At 60.9% G+C, this 16,319-nt stretch carries 14 protein-coding genes; 7 read left to right on the top strand and 7 right to left on the bottom strand.

Annotation, left to right across the window (positions count from 1 at the left end; genetic code table 11):
* Nucleotides 1-13: 13 nt before the first annotated feature.
* The 6 genes from pqqF (at nucleotide 14) to pqqE (ending at nucleotide 5,727) form a co-directional block, all read left to right on the top strand.
* Nucleotides 14-2,356: a pyrroloquinoline quinone biosynthesis protein PqqF gene (pqqF, locus tag AC4PS7_RS22225; protein WP_492179749.1), complete on the top strand. Its 2,343-nt coding sequence runs from the start codon at nucleotides 14-16 to the stop codon at nucleotides 2,354-2,356.
* A 159-nt stretch (nucleotides 2,357-2,515) separates the two neighbouring features.
* Complete coding sequence (pqqA, locus tag AC4PS7_RS22220; protein ID WP_003194766.1) at nucleotides 2,516-2,590, top strand: pyrroloquinoline quinone precursor peptide PqqA; 75 nt, start codon at nucleotides 2,516-2,518, stop codon at nucleotides 2,588-2,590.
* A 66-nt stretch (nucleotides 2,591-2,656) separates the two neighbouring features.
* On the top strand, nucleotides 2,657-3,568 hold the full coding sequence (gene pqqB / locus AC4PS7_RS22215; RefSeq protein ID WP_010207003.1) for a pyrroloquinoline quinone biosynthesis protein PqqB: 912 nt from the start codon (nucleotides 2,657-2,659) through the stop codon (nucleotides 3,566-3,568).
* An 11-nt stretch (nucleotides 3,569-3,579) separates the two neighbouring features.
* The gene (gene pqqC / locus AC4PS7_RS22210) at nucleotides 3,580-4,332 is read left to right on the top strand and encodes a pyrroloquinoline-quinone synthase PqqC (RefSeq protein ID WP_010207005.1); all 753 of its coding nucleotides are present in this window, start codon (nucleotides 3,580-3,582) and stop codon (nucleotides 4,330-4,332) included.
* Nucleotides 4,329-4,604 (top strand): pyrroloquinoline quinone biosynthesis peptide chaperone PqqD, encoded by a 276-nt coding sequence (pqqD, locus tag AC4PS7_RS22205; RefSeq protein WP_010207006.1) that lies wholly within the window; start codon nucleotides 4,329-4,331, stop codon nucleotides 4,602-4,604. The genes pqqC and pqqD overlap by 4 nt, the downstream gene beginning before the upstream one ends.
* Nucleotides 4,597-5,727 carry a pyrroloquinoline quinone biosynthesis protein PqqE gene (gene pqqE, locus AC4PS7_RS22200; protein WP_010207007.1) on the top strand — a complete coding sequence of 377 codons (1,131 nt, stop codon included), beginning with the start codon at nucleotides 4,597-4,599 and terminating at the stop codon, nucleotides 5,725-5,727. Before pqqD ends, pqqE begins: the two co-directional genes overlap by 8 nt.
* Nucleotides 5,728-5,732: 5 nt before the next feature.
* Here the strand turns inward: pqqE and AC4PS7_RS22195 are convergent, their stop codons facing one another.
* Both AC4PS7_RS22195 and AC4PS7_RS22190 read right to left on the bottom strand, forming a co-directional pair.
* Nucleotides 5,733-5,891 (bottom strand): YqaE/Pmp3 family membrane protein, encoded by a 159-nt coding sequence (locus tag AC4PS7_RS22195; RefSeq protein WP_010207008.1) that lies wholly within the window; start codon nucleotides 5,889-5,891, stop codon nucleotides 5,733-5,735.
* A 168-nt stretch (nucleotides 5,892-6,059) separates the two neighbouring features.
* Nucleotides 6,060-7,322, bottom strand: coding sequence for an aspartate aminotransferase family protein (locus AC4PS7_RS22190; RefSeq protein ID WP_038453977.1), 1,263 nt, complete (start codon nucleotides 7,320-7,322; stop codon nucleotides 6,060-6,062).
* Nucleotides 7,323-7,531: 209 nt separating this feature from the next.
* On the opposite strand from AC4PS7_RS22190, the gene AC4PS7_RS22185 reads away from it, so the two are divergent.
* Nucleotides 7,532-8,431, top strand: a complete 900-nt coding sequence (locus tag AC4PS7_RS22185; RefSeq protein ID WP_010207012.1) for a LysR family transcriptional regulator — start codon at nucleotides 7,532-7,534, stop codon at nucleotides 8,429-8,431.
* A 226-nt stretch (nucleotides 8,432-8,657) separates the two neighbouring features.
* Here the strand turns inward: AC4PS7_RS22185 and AC4PS7_RS22180 are convergent, their stop codons facing one another.
* The 5 genes from AC4PS7_RS22180 to AC4PS7_RS22160 form a co-directional block, all read right to left on the bottom strand.
* Entirely contained in the window at nucleotides 8,658-10,436 is a 1,779-nt protein-coding gene (locus AC4PS7_RS22180) for an acyl-CoA dehydrogenase C-terminal domain-containing protein (protein WP_010207013.1), read from the bottom strand.
* A gap of 123 nt (nucleotides 10,437-10,559) precedes the next feature.
* Complete coding sequence (locus tag AC4PS7_RS22175; protein WP_010207014.1) at nucleotides 10,560-12,329, bottom strand: acyl-CoA dehydrogenase C-terminal domain-containing protein; 1,770 nt, start codon at nucleotides 12,327-12,329, stop codon at nucleotides 10,560-10,562.
* A gap of 90 nt (nucleotides 12,330-12,419) precedes the next feature.
* Complete coding sequence (locus AC4PS7_RS22170) at nucleotides 12,420-13,709, bottom strand: GGDEF domain-containing protein (protein WP_042571464.1); 1,290 nt, start codon at nucleotides 13,707-13,709, stop codon at nucleotides 12,420-12,422.
* A gap of 261 nt (nucleotides 13,710-13,970) precedes the next feature.
* Nucleotides 13,971-15,776 (bottom strand): phenylacyl-CoA dehydrogenase, encoded by a 1,806-nt coding sequence (locus AC4PS7_RS22165; RefSeq protein ID WP_010207016.1) that lies wholly within the window; start codon nucleotides 15,774-15,776, stop codon nucleotides 13,971-13,973.
* A 257-nt stretch (nucleotides 15,777-16,033) separates the two neighbouring features.
* Nucleotides 16,034-16,315 carry a hypothetical protein gene (locus AC4PS7_RS22160; protein ID WP_010207017.1) on the bottom strand — a complete coding sequence of 94 codons (282 nt, stop codon included), beginning with the start codon at nucleotides 16,313-16,315 and terminating at the stop codon, nucleotides 16,034-16,036.
* Nucleotides 16,316-16,319 lie beyond the last annotated feature (4 nt).

Here is a 16,319-nt window from a genome sequence, read left to right as displayed (position 1 = left end):
TTCGGAAGTGCCCATGCCTGCGCCGGCCCACCCTCATCCCCTTCAACTGACCCTGGCCAATGGCCTGCGAGTTTCCTTGCAGCATGCGCCGCGTTTGAAACGTTGCGCCGCCGTTTTGCGCGTAGCGGCAGGCAGCCATGATGTGCCACTGGCTTGGCCGGGGTTGGCGCATTTCATGGAGCATTTGCTGTTCCTCGGCACAGAGCGCTTTCCCACGAGTGAAGGGTTGATGGCCTACGTGCAACGCCATGGCGGTCAGGTCAATGCCAGCACCCGCGAGCGCACCACGGATTTTTTCTTTGAATTGCCGGTTGCAACATTTGCCGATGGGTTGGAGCGCTTGGGTGACATGCTCACCCACCCACGCCTGGCCCTGGAGGATCAATTGCGCGAGCGCGAGGTAGTGCACGCGGAGTTCGTCGCCTGGTCCCAGGATGCCAAGGCTCAGCAGCAGGTCGCGTTGCTTGAAGGACTGGCGGCGGATCATCCACTGCGGGGTTTCCATGCAGGCAACCGCGACAGCTTGCCGGTAGAACGTGAGGCATTTCAGCAGGCGTTGCGCGAATTTCACGCGCAGTTCTATCAGAGCGGACAGATGACCTTGAGCCTGGCGGGCCCGCAATCACTGGAGGCGCTGCAAGGCTTGGCACAGTCGTTCAGTGAACAGCTGACTTCTGGGCCTCTGCGCCCACAATCCGCCCCACCGGCATTGATGCCGGGCCAGGCGCGGGGCTATCAGCACATCGCCAATCATCACCTGCATCACGTCATTACCTGCGACGCGCCCCGGCCAGCGCTGGAGTTTCTTTGCACCTGGCTTAACACCTCGGCGCCCGGCGGATTGCTGGCTGAACTGAAGACGCGACAACTGGCCAGTGCACTGCAGGCGTCAGTGCTTTATGACTACGCTGGGCAGGCTGTGCTGGATATCGACTTCACCACCCAAGGCGAATCGGCTACGCAAATAGAGGCATTGCTGCTCGACTGGCTGAGCTTTTTCGCACACAGCGACTGGACTTCACTGCGGGAAGAATTCGCACTGTTGGCCGCTCGGCAACGGCAGGTCCAAGGCGCCCTGGCATTGGCAAAAAACCACAGCCAGGATCTCTCGGAACAGAGTGTGGCCGCCCTCAAGACCCTACTGGATTCACTGCACCTACCGCCCTCCGGACACACGTGGCAACTGCCACCGAACAACCCATTCCTGCGCCCTCCGATCAAGGAAGAACGCGCCGGCCTGATTCGCGGCCAGACCAGCGCCCACCGAGGCTTACGCACCTTTGCCCAGGATCGTTCCCGTGGCCGCAAGGAAGTGTCGGCGCTGACATTCAGTCAAGCATTGGCAGACGACGGCGACGAAGGCGCGCTGTATCTGCAATGGCGGTCAGCGCCTTGCGGCCTTGAAAGTGCTTTGCAGCCGTTGCGTGAGAATGCCCGTCAGGCAGGCGTCGAATTGTCATTCGAAAACCTGGGGCAGGACGGGCTGGTGAAGATGGTCGGGCTGCAGGAGCCCATGCCAGCCGTGTTGGACCGGTTGGCGCAAAGCCTGAATCAACCGCAGGAAGCTCAACCCGTCTTGCCACAGATGATTGCCATCCGTGAATTGCTCAAGGCGCTGCCCGCTTGCTGCAACGGTCACAACGCTGAATCGACAGCCTGGGCCACCGCACGTTGGCAAGGCCTGGGCCTGGGCTTTTCCGCCGCCCATGAAGCCGCGATCAAAACCGCAGCGGCCCGGCTGCCAGGGCAACCCGCGCGGCTTGATCAAGCACGTCCTTCCCTCAGCGGTCAGCGCCTATGGCACACGCTAAAAACCGACTCGGACGAAGCTGCACTGCTGCTGTTTTGCCAGGCGCCAAGCCAGTCCCTGGCGGATGAAGCCGCATGGCGACTGCTGGGCCATCTGGTCCAAGGGCCGTTCTACCAGCGCCTGCGCGTCGAGCTGCAAATCGGCTACGCCGTGTTCAGCGGCATCCGACAGATAAGCGGCCAGACCGGCCTGCTATTCGGCGTGCAATCCCCCAGCGTGTCCCTGGAGGGCATCGCTGATCACCTGCAAGCCTTCCTCCAACAACTGCCGGCACTGATCGATAGCAGCGACGACCTGGGCAACCTGGCCCTGGCACAGCAGTTCTCAGCACAGACACTGCCCAACGCCCAAGCCGCCGAACTGCTGTGGCACGCCCATCTGGCAGGTCATCCGTCGGGTTATCTGGATCAACTGCAATCCCACATCCAAGCCTGTACCCGCGAAGCGTTGCAGCTCGCCGCCCAGCAATTGAACGACGCCACAGGCGGCTGGCGCTGCGTGGCCAACGGCCCGTGCAGCTCGGCTACCTGGCAAGCGGCAGGCTGATCATTGCCGCCCCTGCAAAAGGCTTTTTCCATCAAGACAGCGCTAACTTGAAAAGAATTGCGTAACATTCCCACGCACACATCTGAACATCTCCGATTGGAGGTGGACTATATGTATTACTTGGTAGTAAACGTCCCATCCCTTCGTAGGAGTAAGAATATGACCTGGTCCAAACCTGCTTACACTGATCTGCGCATCGGTTTCGAAGTCACCATGTACTTCGCCAGCCGTTAATCCGCTGGGTAATACAACGCCTCGGTTCGCCCGGGGCGTTTTTGTTTTGAGCTTGATGGAGCTGCCATGTTTGTCCAGATTCTAGGTTCCGCCGCCGGCGGTGGTTTCCCGCAGTGGAACTGCAACTGCGTGAACTGCGCGGGTTTTCGTGATGGCAGCCTGCGGGCCCAGGCGCGTACCCAGTCGTCCATCGCGATCTCCGACGATGGTGTGAACTGGGTGCTGTGCAATGCCTCGCCGGATATCCGTGCGCAACTCCAGGGCTTTGCACCGATGCAACCTGGCCGCGCCCTGCGCGACACCGGCATCAGCGCGATCATCCTGATGGACAGCCAGATCGACCACACCACCGGCCTGCTGAGCCTGCGTGAAGGTTGCCCGCACCAGGTGTGGTGCACCGACATGGTCCATGAAGACCTGAGCACCGGCTTCCCGCTGTTCACTATGCTCACCCACTGGAACGGCGGTCTGGCCTGGAACCGCATCGAGCTGGACGCCAGCTTCACCATCCCGGCCTGCCCGAACCTGCGCTTCACCCCGCTGCCACTGCGCAGTGCCGCGCCGCCCTACTCGCCGCACCGCTTCGACCCGCACCCCGGCGACAACATCGGCCTGATCGTCGAAGACCTGCGCACCGGCGGCAAACTGTTCTACGCGCCAGGGCTGGGCAAGGTCGACGCGCCGTTGCTGGAGATCATGGCCGGCAGCGACTGCCTGCTGGTGGACGGCACAATGTGGGATGACGACGAAATGCAGCGCCGTGGTGTCGGCACCCGCACCGGCCGCGAGATGGGCCACCTGGCGCAGAACGGCCCCGGCGGCATGCTGGAAGTGCTGGAGCAATTGCCAAAACAGCGCAAAGTGCTTATTCACATCAACAACACCAACCCGATCCTTGATGAAGACTCCCCCGAGCGAGCGGAGCTGGTGCGGCGCAATGTCGAAGTGGCTTACGACGGCATGAGCATTGAACTGTAGGAGCGATCGAAATGACCGACACGCCATTGACCACCGCTGAATTCGAAGCCGCCCTGCGTGCCAAAGGCGCCTTCTACCATATCCACCACCCGTACCACGTGGCGATGTACGAAGGCCGCGCAACCCGCGAGCAGATCCAGGGCTGGGTCGCCAACCGCTTCTACTATCAGGTGAACATCCCCCTGAAAGACGCCGCGATCCTGGCAAATTGCCCAGACCGTGAGATCCGCCGCGAGTGGATCCAGCGCTTGCTCGACCACGATGGCGCCCCCGGTGAGGACGGCGGCATCGAAGCCTGGCTGCGCCTCGGCCAGGCCGTTGGACTGGACCCCGACCAACTGCGCTCTCAGGAACTGGTGTTGCCAGGCGTGCGGTTTGCGGTGGATGCCTACGTCAACTTCGCCCGCCGCGCCAGTTGGCAGGAAGCCGCCAGCAGCTCGCTGACCGAGCTGTTCGCGCCGCAGATCCACCAATCGCGCCTCGACAGCTGGCCGCAGCATTACCCGTGGATCGACCCGGCCGGGTATGAATACTTCCGCACCCGTCTCGGCCAGGCCCGGCGCGACGTGGAACATGGTTTGGCGATCACCCTGCAGCACTACACCACCCGTGAAGGCCAGGAGCGCATGCTGGAAATTCTCCAGTTCAAACTGGATATCCTGTGGAGCATGCTGGATGCCATGAGCATGGCCTACGAACTCAACCGCCCGCCGTATCACAGCGTGACCGAGCAGCGTGTGTGGCATAAAGGGATCACCCTATGAGCTTTGATCGCAGCAAGAAACCCACCTGGCGCCAAGGCTATCGCTACCAGTACGAGCCCGCGCAAAAGGGCCATGTGTTGCTCTACCCCGAAGGCATGATCAAGCTCAATGACAGCGCTGCGCTGATCGGCGGATTGATCAACGGTGAGCGCGACGTGGCGACGATCATCGCCGAGCTGGATAAACAGTTCCCCGGCGTGCCTGAGCTCGGCGAAGACATCGAGCAATTCATGGAGGTCGCCCGTGCAGAGCACTGGATCACCCTTGCCTGAAAAACCGCCGATTGGCTTGCCGCTATGGTTGCTGGCCGAGCTGACCTATCGCTGCCCGCTGCAGTGCCCGTACTGCTCCAACCCGCTGGATTTTGCCGAGCAGGGCAAGGAGCTGAGCACCGAGCAGTGGTTCAAGGTATTTCGCGAAGCCCGCGAGATGGGCGCGGCACAGCTGGGGTTTTCCGGCGGCGAGCCGTTGGTCCGTCAAGACCTCGCCGAGCTGATCGCCGAGGCGCGCAGGCTGGGGTTCTATACCAACCTGATCACCTCCGGCATCGGCCTGACCGAACAGAAGATCAGCGATTTCAAGAAAGCCGGCCTGGACCATATCCAGATCAGCTTCCAGGCCAGCGACGAACAGGTGAACAACCTGCTGGCCGGCTCGAAAAAAGCCTTCGCGCAAAAGCTGGAAATGGCCCGCGCGGTGAAGGCCCACGGGTATCCGATGGTGCTGAACTTCGTGACCCATCGGCACAATATCGACAAGATCGATCGCATCATCGAGCTGTGTATTGCATTGGAGGCGGACTTCGTCGAACTCGCCACCTGCCAGTTCTACGGTTGGGCGCAGCTCAATCGGGTGGGGTTGTTGCCGACCCGGGAACAGCTGGTGCGCGCCGAACGCATCACCAACGAATACCGCGCCAAGCTTGAGGCCGAAGGGCACCCGTGCAAGCTGATCTTCGTAACGCCGGATTACTACGAGGAGCGCCCTAAAGCCTGCATGAACGGCTGGGGCAGTATCTTTCTGACAGTAACGCCAGACGGCACCGCCCTGCCCTGCCACGGCGCCCGACAGATGCCGGTGCAATTTCCCAACGTGCGCGACCACAGCATGCAGCACATCTGGTACGACTCATTCGGCTTCAACCGCTTTCGCGGTTACGACTGGATGCCCGAGCCATGCCGTTCCTGCGACGAGAAGGAAAAGGACTTCGGCGGCTGCCGGTGCCAGGCCTTCATGCTCACGGGAGACGCGAGCAATGCCGACCCGGTGTGCAGCAAGTCCGAGCAGCACGGCATCATCCTGCAAGCGCGGGAAGAAGCCGAACACGCGACCCAGACCATCGAGCAATTGGCCTTTCGCAACGAGCGCAACTCACGGCTCATCGCAAAAGGCTGACGGCTTCAGCGCTTGGCGATGATGTACACCGCGTGGATGATGCCGGGGAAGTAACCGCACAGGGTCAGCAGGATGTTAAGCCAGAATGCACCGGCGAAACCCACTTGCAGGAACACACCCAGTGGCGGCAGCAGAATGGCGATGATGATACGAATGATGTCCATGGGTAAGCTCCAAAAATCGGCTCGTGTGAGCCGTGTAGCTAATCGACCTTGGCCATTCGTGAGGGTTCAGTGGGATCTGGCTTTGGGCCATCCAGGCAAAAAAACGCCCCCAACCAAAAGAATCAGGCCGGAGGCGCCGCGTAGACCGCGAGACGGTTCAGGAAGAGGTTAAACGGCGACGCCCTTGCGGCATTGCAGTTGTGCGGTGCGCACGCGGGAGAAGGCACGGGCCAGGCGCAGGAGCATTTCGTCGATGTTGCTTTTGCTCACGGTCAGGGCCGGGGTGAAGCGCAGGCAGTTTGGTTGCGGGGCGTTGATGATCAGGCCTTCGTGCAGGGCAGCTTTTACAACAGCATCCGCAGAATCATCCGACAACGTCAGGCCCCACATCAGGCCGTGACCACGCAATTGACCGTGGTCGTAGCGGTAGGCCAGACGGGCCAGCCCCTCGCCCAGGTACAAGCCGGACTCACGCACGTGGTCCATAAAGCCGTGCTCCAGCACCGCCTCGAGTACCGCCAGGCCGGCCGACGCCATCAGCGCATTACCGTGGTGAGTACCTTCCAACTCGCCCACCTCGAAACAACAGGCTTTACCACGCGCCAGTAGTGCTGCGAGGGGCACACCGCCGCCCAGGCCTTTGCCGAGGGTGATGATGTCGGCACGCACGCCGTATTGCTGCTCGGCGAGCAAGGTACCGCAGCGGCCGATGCCGGTTTGCACTTCGTCGAGAATCAGCAGGATCCCCAATTCACGGCACAAGCGCTCAACGCCTTTGAGGTAATGCTCGGTCGCAGGAATGACGCCCGCTTCGCCCTGGATCGGTTCGAGCAGGATGGCGACGGTTTGCGCGTCGACTGCCGCATGCAGCGCTGACAGGTCGTTGAAGGGCACATGGCTGAAGCCGGGCAACTGCGGTTCGAAACGGTTTTCCGGGCCACCCGCCGATGCCGACATCGCGGCGAAACTGCGACCATGGCTACCCGCGCTGGCACTGATAATGCGGTAGGCCCCGCCGCGATGCAGCTGGCCCCATTTGCGCGCCAACTTGATCGCTGCTTCGACGGCTTCCGCGCCGCTGTTGAGCAGGTAAGCCTGATCGCTACCGGTGCGATGGCACAGGCGCTCAGCGAGGTTGAGTTGAGCGCGGTTGTGCAGGCCGTTGCCGGGGTTGATCAGCGCCTGGGTCTGGTCAGCCAGCGCCTTGATCAACACCTGGGGGCTGTGGCCGAGGCTGTTGGCTGCGTTGCCCTGACTGAAATCCAGGTAGGCACGGTCGTCGCTGTCCCACAGCCACGAGCCCTGGCCGCGCACGAACACGTGCGGCGGGCGGGCGACGCAGGGCATCAGGGACTCGCTGGAAGACGTCTCGCTGGGCGCCTCGAGAAGCAAATCGTCCAGGCTCGGCGCAGCGCGACGGAACAGATTCATAGCTCACCCCCAATAGCAACCGGACCTTGGTCGGTGCGGCACGCGAGAACGGCCCTGAGGTTTTTTGCCTTGCCTATGTAAACCCTATCAACATAAACGCTGTTCATTGCTCGATTCGGCCCTGTAAGCCCTGCGAATAGGCGCTAGACTAGGCGCCTCAGCGGCCAACAGCCATTTCGTTTTTCCAGCTTTTTCGATAAGTAAGCCTTATGGATTTCAAGCAACTGCGTTATTTCGTCGCGGTGTATGAGGAAGGCCACGTAGGCCGTGCCGCCGAGCGCCTGTCGATCTCCCAACCGGCGCTGTCTCAGCAGATCCGCCAGTTGGAACAGAACCTGGATGTGAGCCTGTTCGAGCGCAGCAGCAAGCGCCTGCTGCCGACACTGGCGGCGCACACGCTGTACAACCATGCCCTGCCGCTGATCGATGGCATGCAACAGGCGGTTGAAGCACTGCGTAACTTCAAGGGGCAGGCGATGCGCACCTTGGCCATCGGTGTCCTGCAAACCGTGCACACCAGCCTGGTGCCGCAGATGCTGGAGCGTGTGCGCAAGGCCCAGCCACATCTGGTGGTGCAGATTTACGAATTGACGGGGCTTGAGATCGAGCGACGACTGCTCAACGGCTCGCTGGATATTGGCATCAGCTACCTGCCGCCACGCCAGCCGGGGCTGCACGGCGTGTTGTTGTATGAAGATGAGTTAAAGGTGGTCATCCCCGAGGACCATCCCTTGCGGGCATTCAAGAAAGTCTCGCTGAAGCAGGCGGCCGAGTTGCCCATGTTGCTGTTGGGGGAAGAGTTTCAAGTCAGGCAGATCTGGCAGGGCCAACTGTCCAACCTCGGACGACGCCCGCAAGTACAGGCGGAGCTGAACACCATGGTGGGGATTCTCGACAGCTTGCCCCACACGAAGTTGGCGACGGTGCTGCCGGGGCGTTCCCAGGACGAACACAACAGCCAGTCACTGTTATGGAAACCGCTGAGTGAACCCAGGGTGCCGCTGAAAGTCGGCTTGGTGTGCCGCGATGTGCAGCGTCAGCAGGCGACGATGGCGTTGCTGCGCACCTTGCTGGAAGACGTGATGAATGCCCCGCAGGCACCGGCCTGACTTTTTCACGGGCAAAAGAAAACCCCGCCGAAGCGGGGCTTTGCAGACTGTTTCCCTGACATCCATTTCACTCCGCCTTCCTGGCAGAATCCTACGTGTCCGTGTTGTTGCTTTGCGCTTCCTGCGCGACGTCCATGTGAAGTAGATTATCCGTGGATCCAATCTGGCGATAGAGGACGAATAGCAGCACGTCATGTAAGAGAATGCTTACACACTCTCCAATCCCTTAAAACAGTGCTTCATCCAGCAAGAACAACGATTCGCTGCCGGCTTTTACCGACGCACTCAGCGAATGAATACGCGGCAATAGACGCGCAAAGTAGAAGCGTGCAGTACCCAGCTTGCTGGCGTAGAAGTCTTCTTCCGATTCCTTGCCCAGGGCGGCCTTGGCCATGCGTGCCCACATGTAGGCATAAGCCATGTAGCCAAAGGCATGCAGGTATTCCACCGACGCCGCGCCGATTTCGTTCGGGTTGGTCTTGGCGCGGTCCAGCACCCAGGCGGTCAACTCATCCAGGTTATCCACCGCCGCGCTCAGCGGTTTGGTGAATTCGGCCAGCTCGGTCCCCGACGAGGCAATGAACCCACGGATTTCGTCAGCGAACAAGGTATAGAACGCCCCGCCACTGCCGACGATCTTGCGTCCCATCAGGTCCAGGGCCTGGATGCCGTTGGTGCCTTCGTAGATCTGGGTGATGCGCACATCGCGCACCAGTTGCTCCTGGCCCCACTCGCGAATGTAACCGTGGCCGCCAAACACTTGCTGGCCCAGCACAGTGGTTTCCAGCCCCAGGTCGCTCAGGAAAGCCTTGGCCACCGGCGTCAGCAATGCCACCAGGTTATCCGCACGCTCGCGGGCAGCGGCGTCGTCGCTGAATTTGGCGATGTCCAGCTGCGTCGCCACGTAGGTGGAGAACGCCCGGCCACCTTCGTTCGCGGCTTTCATGGTCAGCAGCATGCGCCGCACGTCCGGGTGCACGATGATCGGGTCGGCCATTTTGTCTTGCGCCTGAGCGCCCGTCGGTGCACGGCTTTGCAGGCGGTCGCGAGCATATTCGATCGCGTTCTGGTAGGAACGCTCGCCGGACGCCAGTCCCTGGATACCGACACCCAGACGCTCGTAGTTCATCATGGTGAACATTGCCGCCAGACCGCGGTTCGGCTCGCCTACCAGGTAACCCACGGCCTCGTCGAAGTTCATCACGCAGGTCGCCGACGCCTGGATCCCCATCTTGTGCTCGATGGACCCACAGCTCACCGTGTTACGCGCGCCCAGGCTGCCATCGGCATTGACCATGAACTTCGGCACCAGGAACAGTGAAATCCCCTTGGGACCGGCCGGCGCATCCGGCAGTTTGGCCAGCACCAGGTGGATGATGTTGTCGGTGAGGTCGTGTTCGCCACCGGTGATAAAGATCTTGGTGCCGCTGACTTTGTAGGAACCGTCCGCCTGTGGCTCGGCCTTGGTGCGGATAATCCCCAGGTCGGTACCGGCATGGGCCTCGGTCAGGCACATGGAGCCGGACCATTCACCGGAATACATCTTCGGCAGATAAGTCGCCTTGAGTGCTTCGCTGGCGTGGGTGTTGATTGACACGCAGGCGCCGGATGTCAGCATCGGGTACAAACCGAACGCCAGGCTCGATGAGTTGATCATCTCTTCAACCTGGGCGGACACCGCCTTGGGCATCCCCATGCCGCCGAAGATCGGATCACCGCCAACCCCAACCCAGCCGCCTTGCGCATAGGTCGCGTAGGCCTGTGGAAAGCCATCCGGCGTGAACACCGCGGTGTTGTCCCAGCGGCAACCCTGTTCATCGCCACCGCGGCTGAGCGGGGCGATGGATTTGGCGGTGACCTTGCCGGCTTCTTCGAGGATGGCCTCTACGGTTTCGGCGTCAACGGTGTCTGCCAATGCCGGCAATTGGGCCCAAGTGGTGGCGACCTCAAAGACTTCGTTGAGGACGAAGCGCATATCACGCAGCGGCGCTTTGTAATCAGCCATGGCAAACCTCGTGAGAACGTGAAAAGTGATTCGGTGAGAGTCGGTTTTACAGGCTCAGAGTGTACCCGAACAACTTTTCAGACACATAGGGTCCACTTGTGACTGATCGGTATTTTTAAGTCATCACAGCGCAAAGGCCTCCGCAGGCAGACTCATCAGGCATTCGCTGCCCGCTTCCACCGCCGCGCGGTGGGTGGCGGTACGTGGCAGCAGACGCTTGAAGTAGAAGTCGCAGGTCGCGAGCTTGGCTTTGGCAAAATCAGTATCCGGTTGTTCAGCGGCAGCGATCGCCATGCGCAGCCACAGGTAAGCGAGCACCACGTAGCCGCTGTACATCAAGTAATCCACCGCCGCCGCGCCCACTTCATCGGGATTCTTCATTGCGGCCATGCCGACCTTGGTGGTCAACTCGCCCCACTCCCCATTCAACTGATTGAGCTGCGCCACATAGGCCTTGAGTTGCGGATGCTCGGCATGCGCTGCGCAGAACTTATGCACGATCTTGGTAAACCCACGCAGCAACTTGCCTTGGCTGCCTAGCACCTTGCGCCCCAGCAGGTCGAGGGCCTGGATGCCGTTGGTACCTTCATAGATCGGCGCAATCCGTGCGTCGCGGGCCAGCTGCTCCATGCCCCATTCGCGGATGTAACCGTGACCGCCGAAAACCTGCATGCCGTGGTTGGTCACCTCAAGGCCGGTGTCGGTCATGAAGGCTTTGCAGATCGGGGTGAGGAACGCCAGCAGGTCTTCGGCGTCCTGGCGCTGGGTGGCATCGCTGCTCAGGTGTGCGGTGTCGAGCAACTGTGCGGTGAAGTAGGTCAGTGCGCGGTTGCCTTCGTTGAAGGCCTTCATGGTCAGCAGCATCCGGCGCACATCGGGGTGCACGATGATCGGGTCGGCGGCTTTATCCGGAGCCTTGGCGCCGGTCAGTGAGCGCATCTGCAGGCGGTCGTTGGCGTATTTGATCGCACCCTGGAAACTTGCCTCGCCGTTGCACAGGCCCTGCATGCCGGTGCCCAGCCGCGCATGGTTCATCATGGTGAACATGCAGTTGAGGCCTTTGTTCGCCTCACCGATCAGGAAACCCTTGGCACCATCGAAGTTCAGCACGCACGTGGCGGAGCCCTTGATGCCCATCTTGTGTTCGATCGAGCCGCAGTGCACTGCGTTACGCTCGCCGGAGTCCGCATGGAACTTGGGCACGATAAACAATGAAATACCCTTGGTGCCCGCCGGTGCGTCCGGCAGTTTGGCCAATACCAAGTGGATGATGTTGGCGCTCATGTCGTGTTCGCCGGCCGAGATGAAGATTTTGCTGCCGGTGACCGCATAACTGCCGTCCGCCTGGGGCACGGCGCGGGTTTTGATCAGGCCCAGGTCGGTGCCGCAGTGGGCTTCCGTGAGGCACATGGTGCCGGTCCATTCGCCGGCAGTGAGTTTGCTGAGAAACGTGTCTTTCTGCTCGGCGGTGCCGTGGGCGTGGATCGCCGACATCGCGCCGTGGGTCAGCCCTGGGTACATGCCCCAGGATGTGTTGCTGGAGCCGATCATCTCGCTGAGCACCAGGCCCAGTGACTGCGGCAGGCCCTGGCCACCATAGGCCGGGTCCGCGGCCACACCGTGCCAGCCGCCTTCCACGTATTGGGCGAAGGCCTCCTTGAAGCCTTTGGGTGTAGTGACCACGCCATTTTCGAAATGGCAGCCTTCTTCGTCGCCGCTGCGGTTAAGCGGTGCGAGTACGTTTTCGCAGAATTTTGCGCCTTCTTCGAGAATCGCGCTGACCATGTCCGGGCTGGCGTCAGTCGCGCCCAAGGCGGCGTAATGGCCGTGGAAATCAAACACGTTGTCGATCAGAAAACGCATGTCGCGTAGGGGCGCTTTGTATTCAGGCATGGCAATGTCTCCGTCAGCAGATGGTTTCAACCTACTGCCGGGCATTGCCGCGGACAATCACTGTAGCGCTGCTGAATACAGCGCCATCACTCAACCGGCAGCGCTCTCCATACGCACTGCGCCACGCCGGGTTTGCCCGGCGGCCACCACGCAGTTGCGCCCGGCGCCCTTCGCGGCGTACAGCGCCTGGTCCGCGGATTTAAGCACTTCTTCCGGCGTGCGCTGCTCGGCCTGGCGCTCAGCCACGCCAATGCTGATGGTCACCGAAACACTCGATGCGCCACTGCCGGAACGGCGCTGACGGCCTTGATGATCGTCCTGAGGGCGGTCCGAATTACGCAGCTTGATATCGTAATCGGCGATGATCCCGCGGATTTCCTCCAGGTGCGGCAAGCATTCTTCCACCGTCTTGCCGGCGAACACCACGGCGAACTCTTCACCCCCATAGCGATAAGCGCGCCCGCCGCCGTTGACCTTGGATAACTTGCTCGCCACCAGGCGCAGCACCTGGTCGCCGACGTCATGACCATGGGTGTCGTTGAAACGCTTGAAATGGTCGACGTCGCTCATCGCCAGCACGTAGTTGCGTCCCAGCCGCTGCATGCGCTCGTTCAGTGCGCGGCGCCCCGGCAAGCCGGTCAGCTCATCGCGAAAGGCCATTTGATAAGCCTCATGGGCCACACCGGCGGCAATCATCAGCATCACCTGGCTGCACATGATGTTCAGGGTGAACGGCAGGATGAACGTCTGCGGCAACATCCAGAACATGCCCAGCAGCCCCACCAGTTGCGCCGCATGCAGCGGGCGCGGCTGGTACCAGTACTGCGCCGCCAGGGTCAGGAAGCCGATCAGGAACATCGGGTACGACAGTTGGATCAGGCTCATCCAACTGCCATGCAGCGCCGGCCAGCGAATCTCCGCCAACCAGTTCAGCACCGCCTGGGGATAACTCTGCTCGAGCGCCAAGGCCACGCTGCCGATCGCCAGCAACACCGCGCCACGCGCGACGAAGTCACGGAACAGGTGGGTCTTCTCCTGCCACAGCGCGTAGATGCTGAACAACAACGGCAGCAGCAGGCAGCACAGGTGAAACACCACGGCTGCGTCTTCACGCACGCGACCGTGATCGCGATAGAAGTCTGTCTGGGTATCCAGCAGGAAGTAGGCGATGTACACCGTGATCATCAGAAACAGTTCACGCTGACGACGGTACACCGCGCAATACGAACCGCCGAGCAGCAACACCAGGGTCGGCAATACATTGAACAGTGAGGTGAAGAAGACGTTGAGCTCCTTGACGTACGCAGCCGAGAGCCCGGCCAGCAAGAGCAGCAACGAAGGTAGGAAATGACTGAAACGCACAGCGGACACGCGTGACAAGGGTAAAACTCCGACCCGCAGAAAAATGATGGCACTGTGCCTTTACGCTGACAGTTAAGCACAAACTGGCACGCATATATCACATTGCCATCACTGTAACGGCAGCCACTGGCATTCCCTGAGCTTTTTGTTGCAATGCTTTCTGTCGGGGCTGGCGTGCCCGCTGTGTTTTTTCGCGAGCGGGCTCGCTCCTACGCAGAAACGAAAAAAGCCGCCGCTCCCGGGAGGGAGCAGCGGCTCTTGAAGTGAACCCGGTAAGGCTTAGTAAGCCAGGCCGAAGTCTTCTTCTTTCATGTCCATCAGGTTGTTGGCGCCCGACAGCATGGTGGCCACGTGAGTGCGAGTACGCGGCAGGATACGCTGGAAGTAGAAGCGCGCGGTCTGCAACTTGGCGGTGTAGAACGCCTCTTCGGTGGTGCCGGCAGCCAGTTTCTCGGCAGCCAGGCGCGCCATGTCGGCCCAGAAGTAAGCCAGGCACGCGTAACCGGAATACATCAGGTAGTCCACCGAGGCGGCCCCCACTTCTTCACGGTCTTTCATCGCGGCCATGCCGACCTTCATGGTCAACTCGCCCCACTCTTTGTTCAGCGCAGCCAGCGGTGCAACGAACTCTTTGACCGCTTCGTTGCCTTCGTTGGCCTGGCAGAACTTGTGCACGATCTTGGTGAAGCCCTTGAGCGCTTCGCCTTGGGTCATCAGCACCTTACGACCCAGCAGGTCCAGCGCCTGGATGCCGGTGGTGCCTTCGTACAGCATCGAAATGCGGCTGTCGCGAACGTTCTGCTCCATGCCCCACTCAGCGATGAAGCCGTGACCGCCGTAGATCTGCACGCCGTGGTTGGCGGATTCAAAACCGACTTCGGTCATGAACGCCTTGGCGATCGGGGTCATGAATGCCAGCAGGCCATCGGCCTGTTTCTTGGCTTCGTCGTCGGTACCGTATTTGACGATGTCCACTTGCTTGGCGGTGAAGTACACCATCGCACGGTTGCCTTCGGCGAAGGCTTTCATGGTCAGCAGCATGCGGCGCACATCAGGGTGCACGATGATCGGGTCGGCGGCCTTATCCGGCGCTTTCGGGCCGGTCAGGGAACGCATCTGCAGGCGGTCACGCGCATATTTCAGGCCGCCCTGGAAGCCGATTTCAGCGTGGGCCAGGCCTTGCAGCGCGGTGCCCAAGCGAGCGGTGTTCATAAAGGTGAACATGCAGTTCAGGCCTTTGTTCGCCGGGCCGATCAGGAAACCGGTGGCCGCGTCGAAGTTCATCACGCAGGTGGCGTTACCGTGGATGCCCATCTTGTGTTCCAGGGAACCACAGGTCACCGCGTTGCGCGCACCGATGGAACCGTCGGCATTCGGCAGGAACTTCGGCACGATAAACAGCGAAATACCTTTGGTGCCAGCCGGTGCGTCCGGCAGGCGGGCCAGTACGATGTGGACGATGTTATCGGCCATGTCGTGTTCGCCGGCCGAGATGAAGATCTTGGTGCCGGAAACCTTATAGGTACCGTCGGCCTGAGGTTCGGCCTTGGTGCGCAGCATGCCCAGGTCGGTGCCACAGTGTGGCTCGGTCAAGCACATGGTGCCGGTCCACTCGCCCGACACCAGCTTGGTCAGGTAGGCCTCTTGCTGCTCGGGGGTGCCGTGCTCGGAGATGGTGTTCATCGCGCCATGGGACAGGCCTGGGTACATGCCCCACGACCAGTTGGCTTCGCCGACCATTTCACTGACAGCCAGGCCCAGGGATTCCGGCAGGCCTTGGCCGCCGTGCTCCACGTCGTGGGCCAGGCTTGGCCAGCCACCTTCGACGAATTGTTTGTAGGCTTCTTTGAAACCGGTTGGGGTTTTAACGCCCGACTCACTCCAGGTGCAGCCTTCGATGTCACCCACGCGGTTCAGCGGTGCCAGCACTTGCTCACAGAACTTGGCGCCTTCTTCAAGGATGGCGTCAACCATGTCCGGGGTAGCGTCCTGGCAAGCCGGCAGGCTCTGATAGTGCGCTTCATAGCCAAGCAGTTCGTCACGAACGAAGCGAATATCACGCAAGGGGGCCTTGTAGTCAGGCATAGCGATAAACCTCTGCTGATGTATCTGGAATGAACAACCGCGTGGATGTGTTGTGGCGGTCAAACAGGTGTTTGAAACATACGTTTACCACCTGGGGATGTCAAGCGCCGTCCGGATGCCGTTTGTCATGACATGAATCAAAGGCGCGCACGGCGAAGCCTGCGGCGGGTCGCCACACATGACTTTAGGAGAGATGGGGAGTTTTTGTAGGAGCGAGCAAGCTCGCTCCTGCAGTGACCGGATAAGACAGAAGGGGGTTAAGCGTAGGTGTCGATCAGGGTGCCGAGCATTTCATCCGAAGCCTTGGCGACTTTTGCACCGAGCTCCACTTGGAATTTGCCTTGGGCCATTTCGACCATGTTGCTGGCCGAGTTGGACGGCTGGGCGCGGTCATTGGCTTGCAGACGGTCACTTTGCGCATCCGAGGGCTGGGTCGTCGCGGCGCTGGCAATTTTACCGGCGGCCTGGTCGACACGGTTTTGCCCGGCCTGAATGCTGCTCAGGCCCGAATAAAACGCGCTGCTTCCAGAGATTTCCATGGCG

This window comes from Pseudomonas sp. DW-iso3 (assembly GCF_058725305.1).
The sequence above is the reverse complement of the archived record's forward strand: the minus strand, read 5'-3'. Positions and strand labels throughout refer to the sequence as shown.

Coding starts and splice junctions, on each gene's coding strand:
- AC4PS7_RS22185 (WP_010207012.1), top strand. CDS start 7,532: ATGGATTTCAAGCAACTGCGTTATTTCGTCGCGGTGTATGAGGAAGGC.
- pqqC (WP_010207005.1), top strand. CDS start 3,580: ATGACCGACACGCCATTGACCACCGCTGAATTCGAAGCCGCCCTGCGT.
- AC4PS7_RS22190 (WP_038453977.1), bottom strand. CDS start 7,322: ATGAATCTGTTCCGTCGCGCTGCGCCGAGCCTGGACGATTTGCTTCTC.
- AC4PS7_RS22180 (WP_010207013.1), bottom strand. CDS start 10,436: ATGGCTGATTACAAAGCGCCGCTGCGTGATATGCGCTTCGTCCTCAAC.
- pqqB (WP_010207003.1), top strand. CDS start 2,657: ATGTTTGTCCAGATTCTAGGTTCCGCCGCCGGCGGTGGTTTCCCGCAG.
- AC4PS7_RS22160 (WP_010207017.1), bottom strand. CDS start 16,315: ATGGAAATCTCTGGAAGCAGCGCGTTTTATTCGGGCCTGAGCAGCATT.
- pqqD (WP_010207006.1), top strand. CDS start 4,329: ATGAGCTTTGATCGCAGCAAGAAACCCACCTGGCGCCAAGGCTATCGC.
- AC4PS7_RS22165 (WP_010207016.1), bottom strand. CDS start 15,776: ATGCCTGACTACAAGGCCCCCTTGCGTGATATTCGCTTCGTTCGTGAC.
- AC4PS7_RS22195 (WP_010207008.1), bottom strand. CDS start 5,891: ATGGACATCATTCGTATCATCATCGCCATTCTGCTGCCGCCACTGGGT.
- pqqF (WP_492179749.1), top strand. CDS start 14: ATGCCTGCGCCGGCCCACCCTCATCCCCTTCAACTGACCCTGGCCAAT.
- AC4PS7_RS22175 (WP_010207014.1), bottom strand. CDS start 12,329: ATGCCTGAATACAAAGCGCCCCTACGCGACATGCGTTTTCTGATCGAC.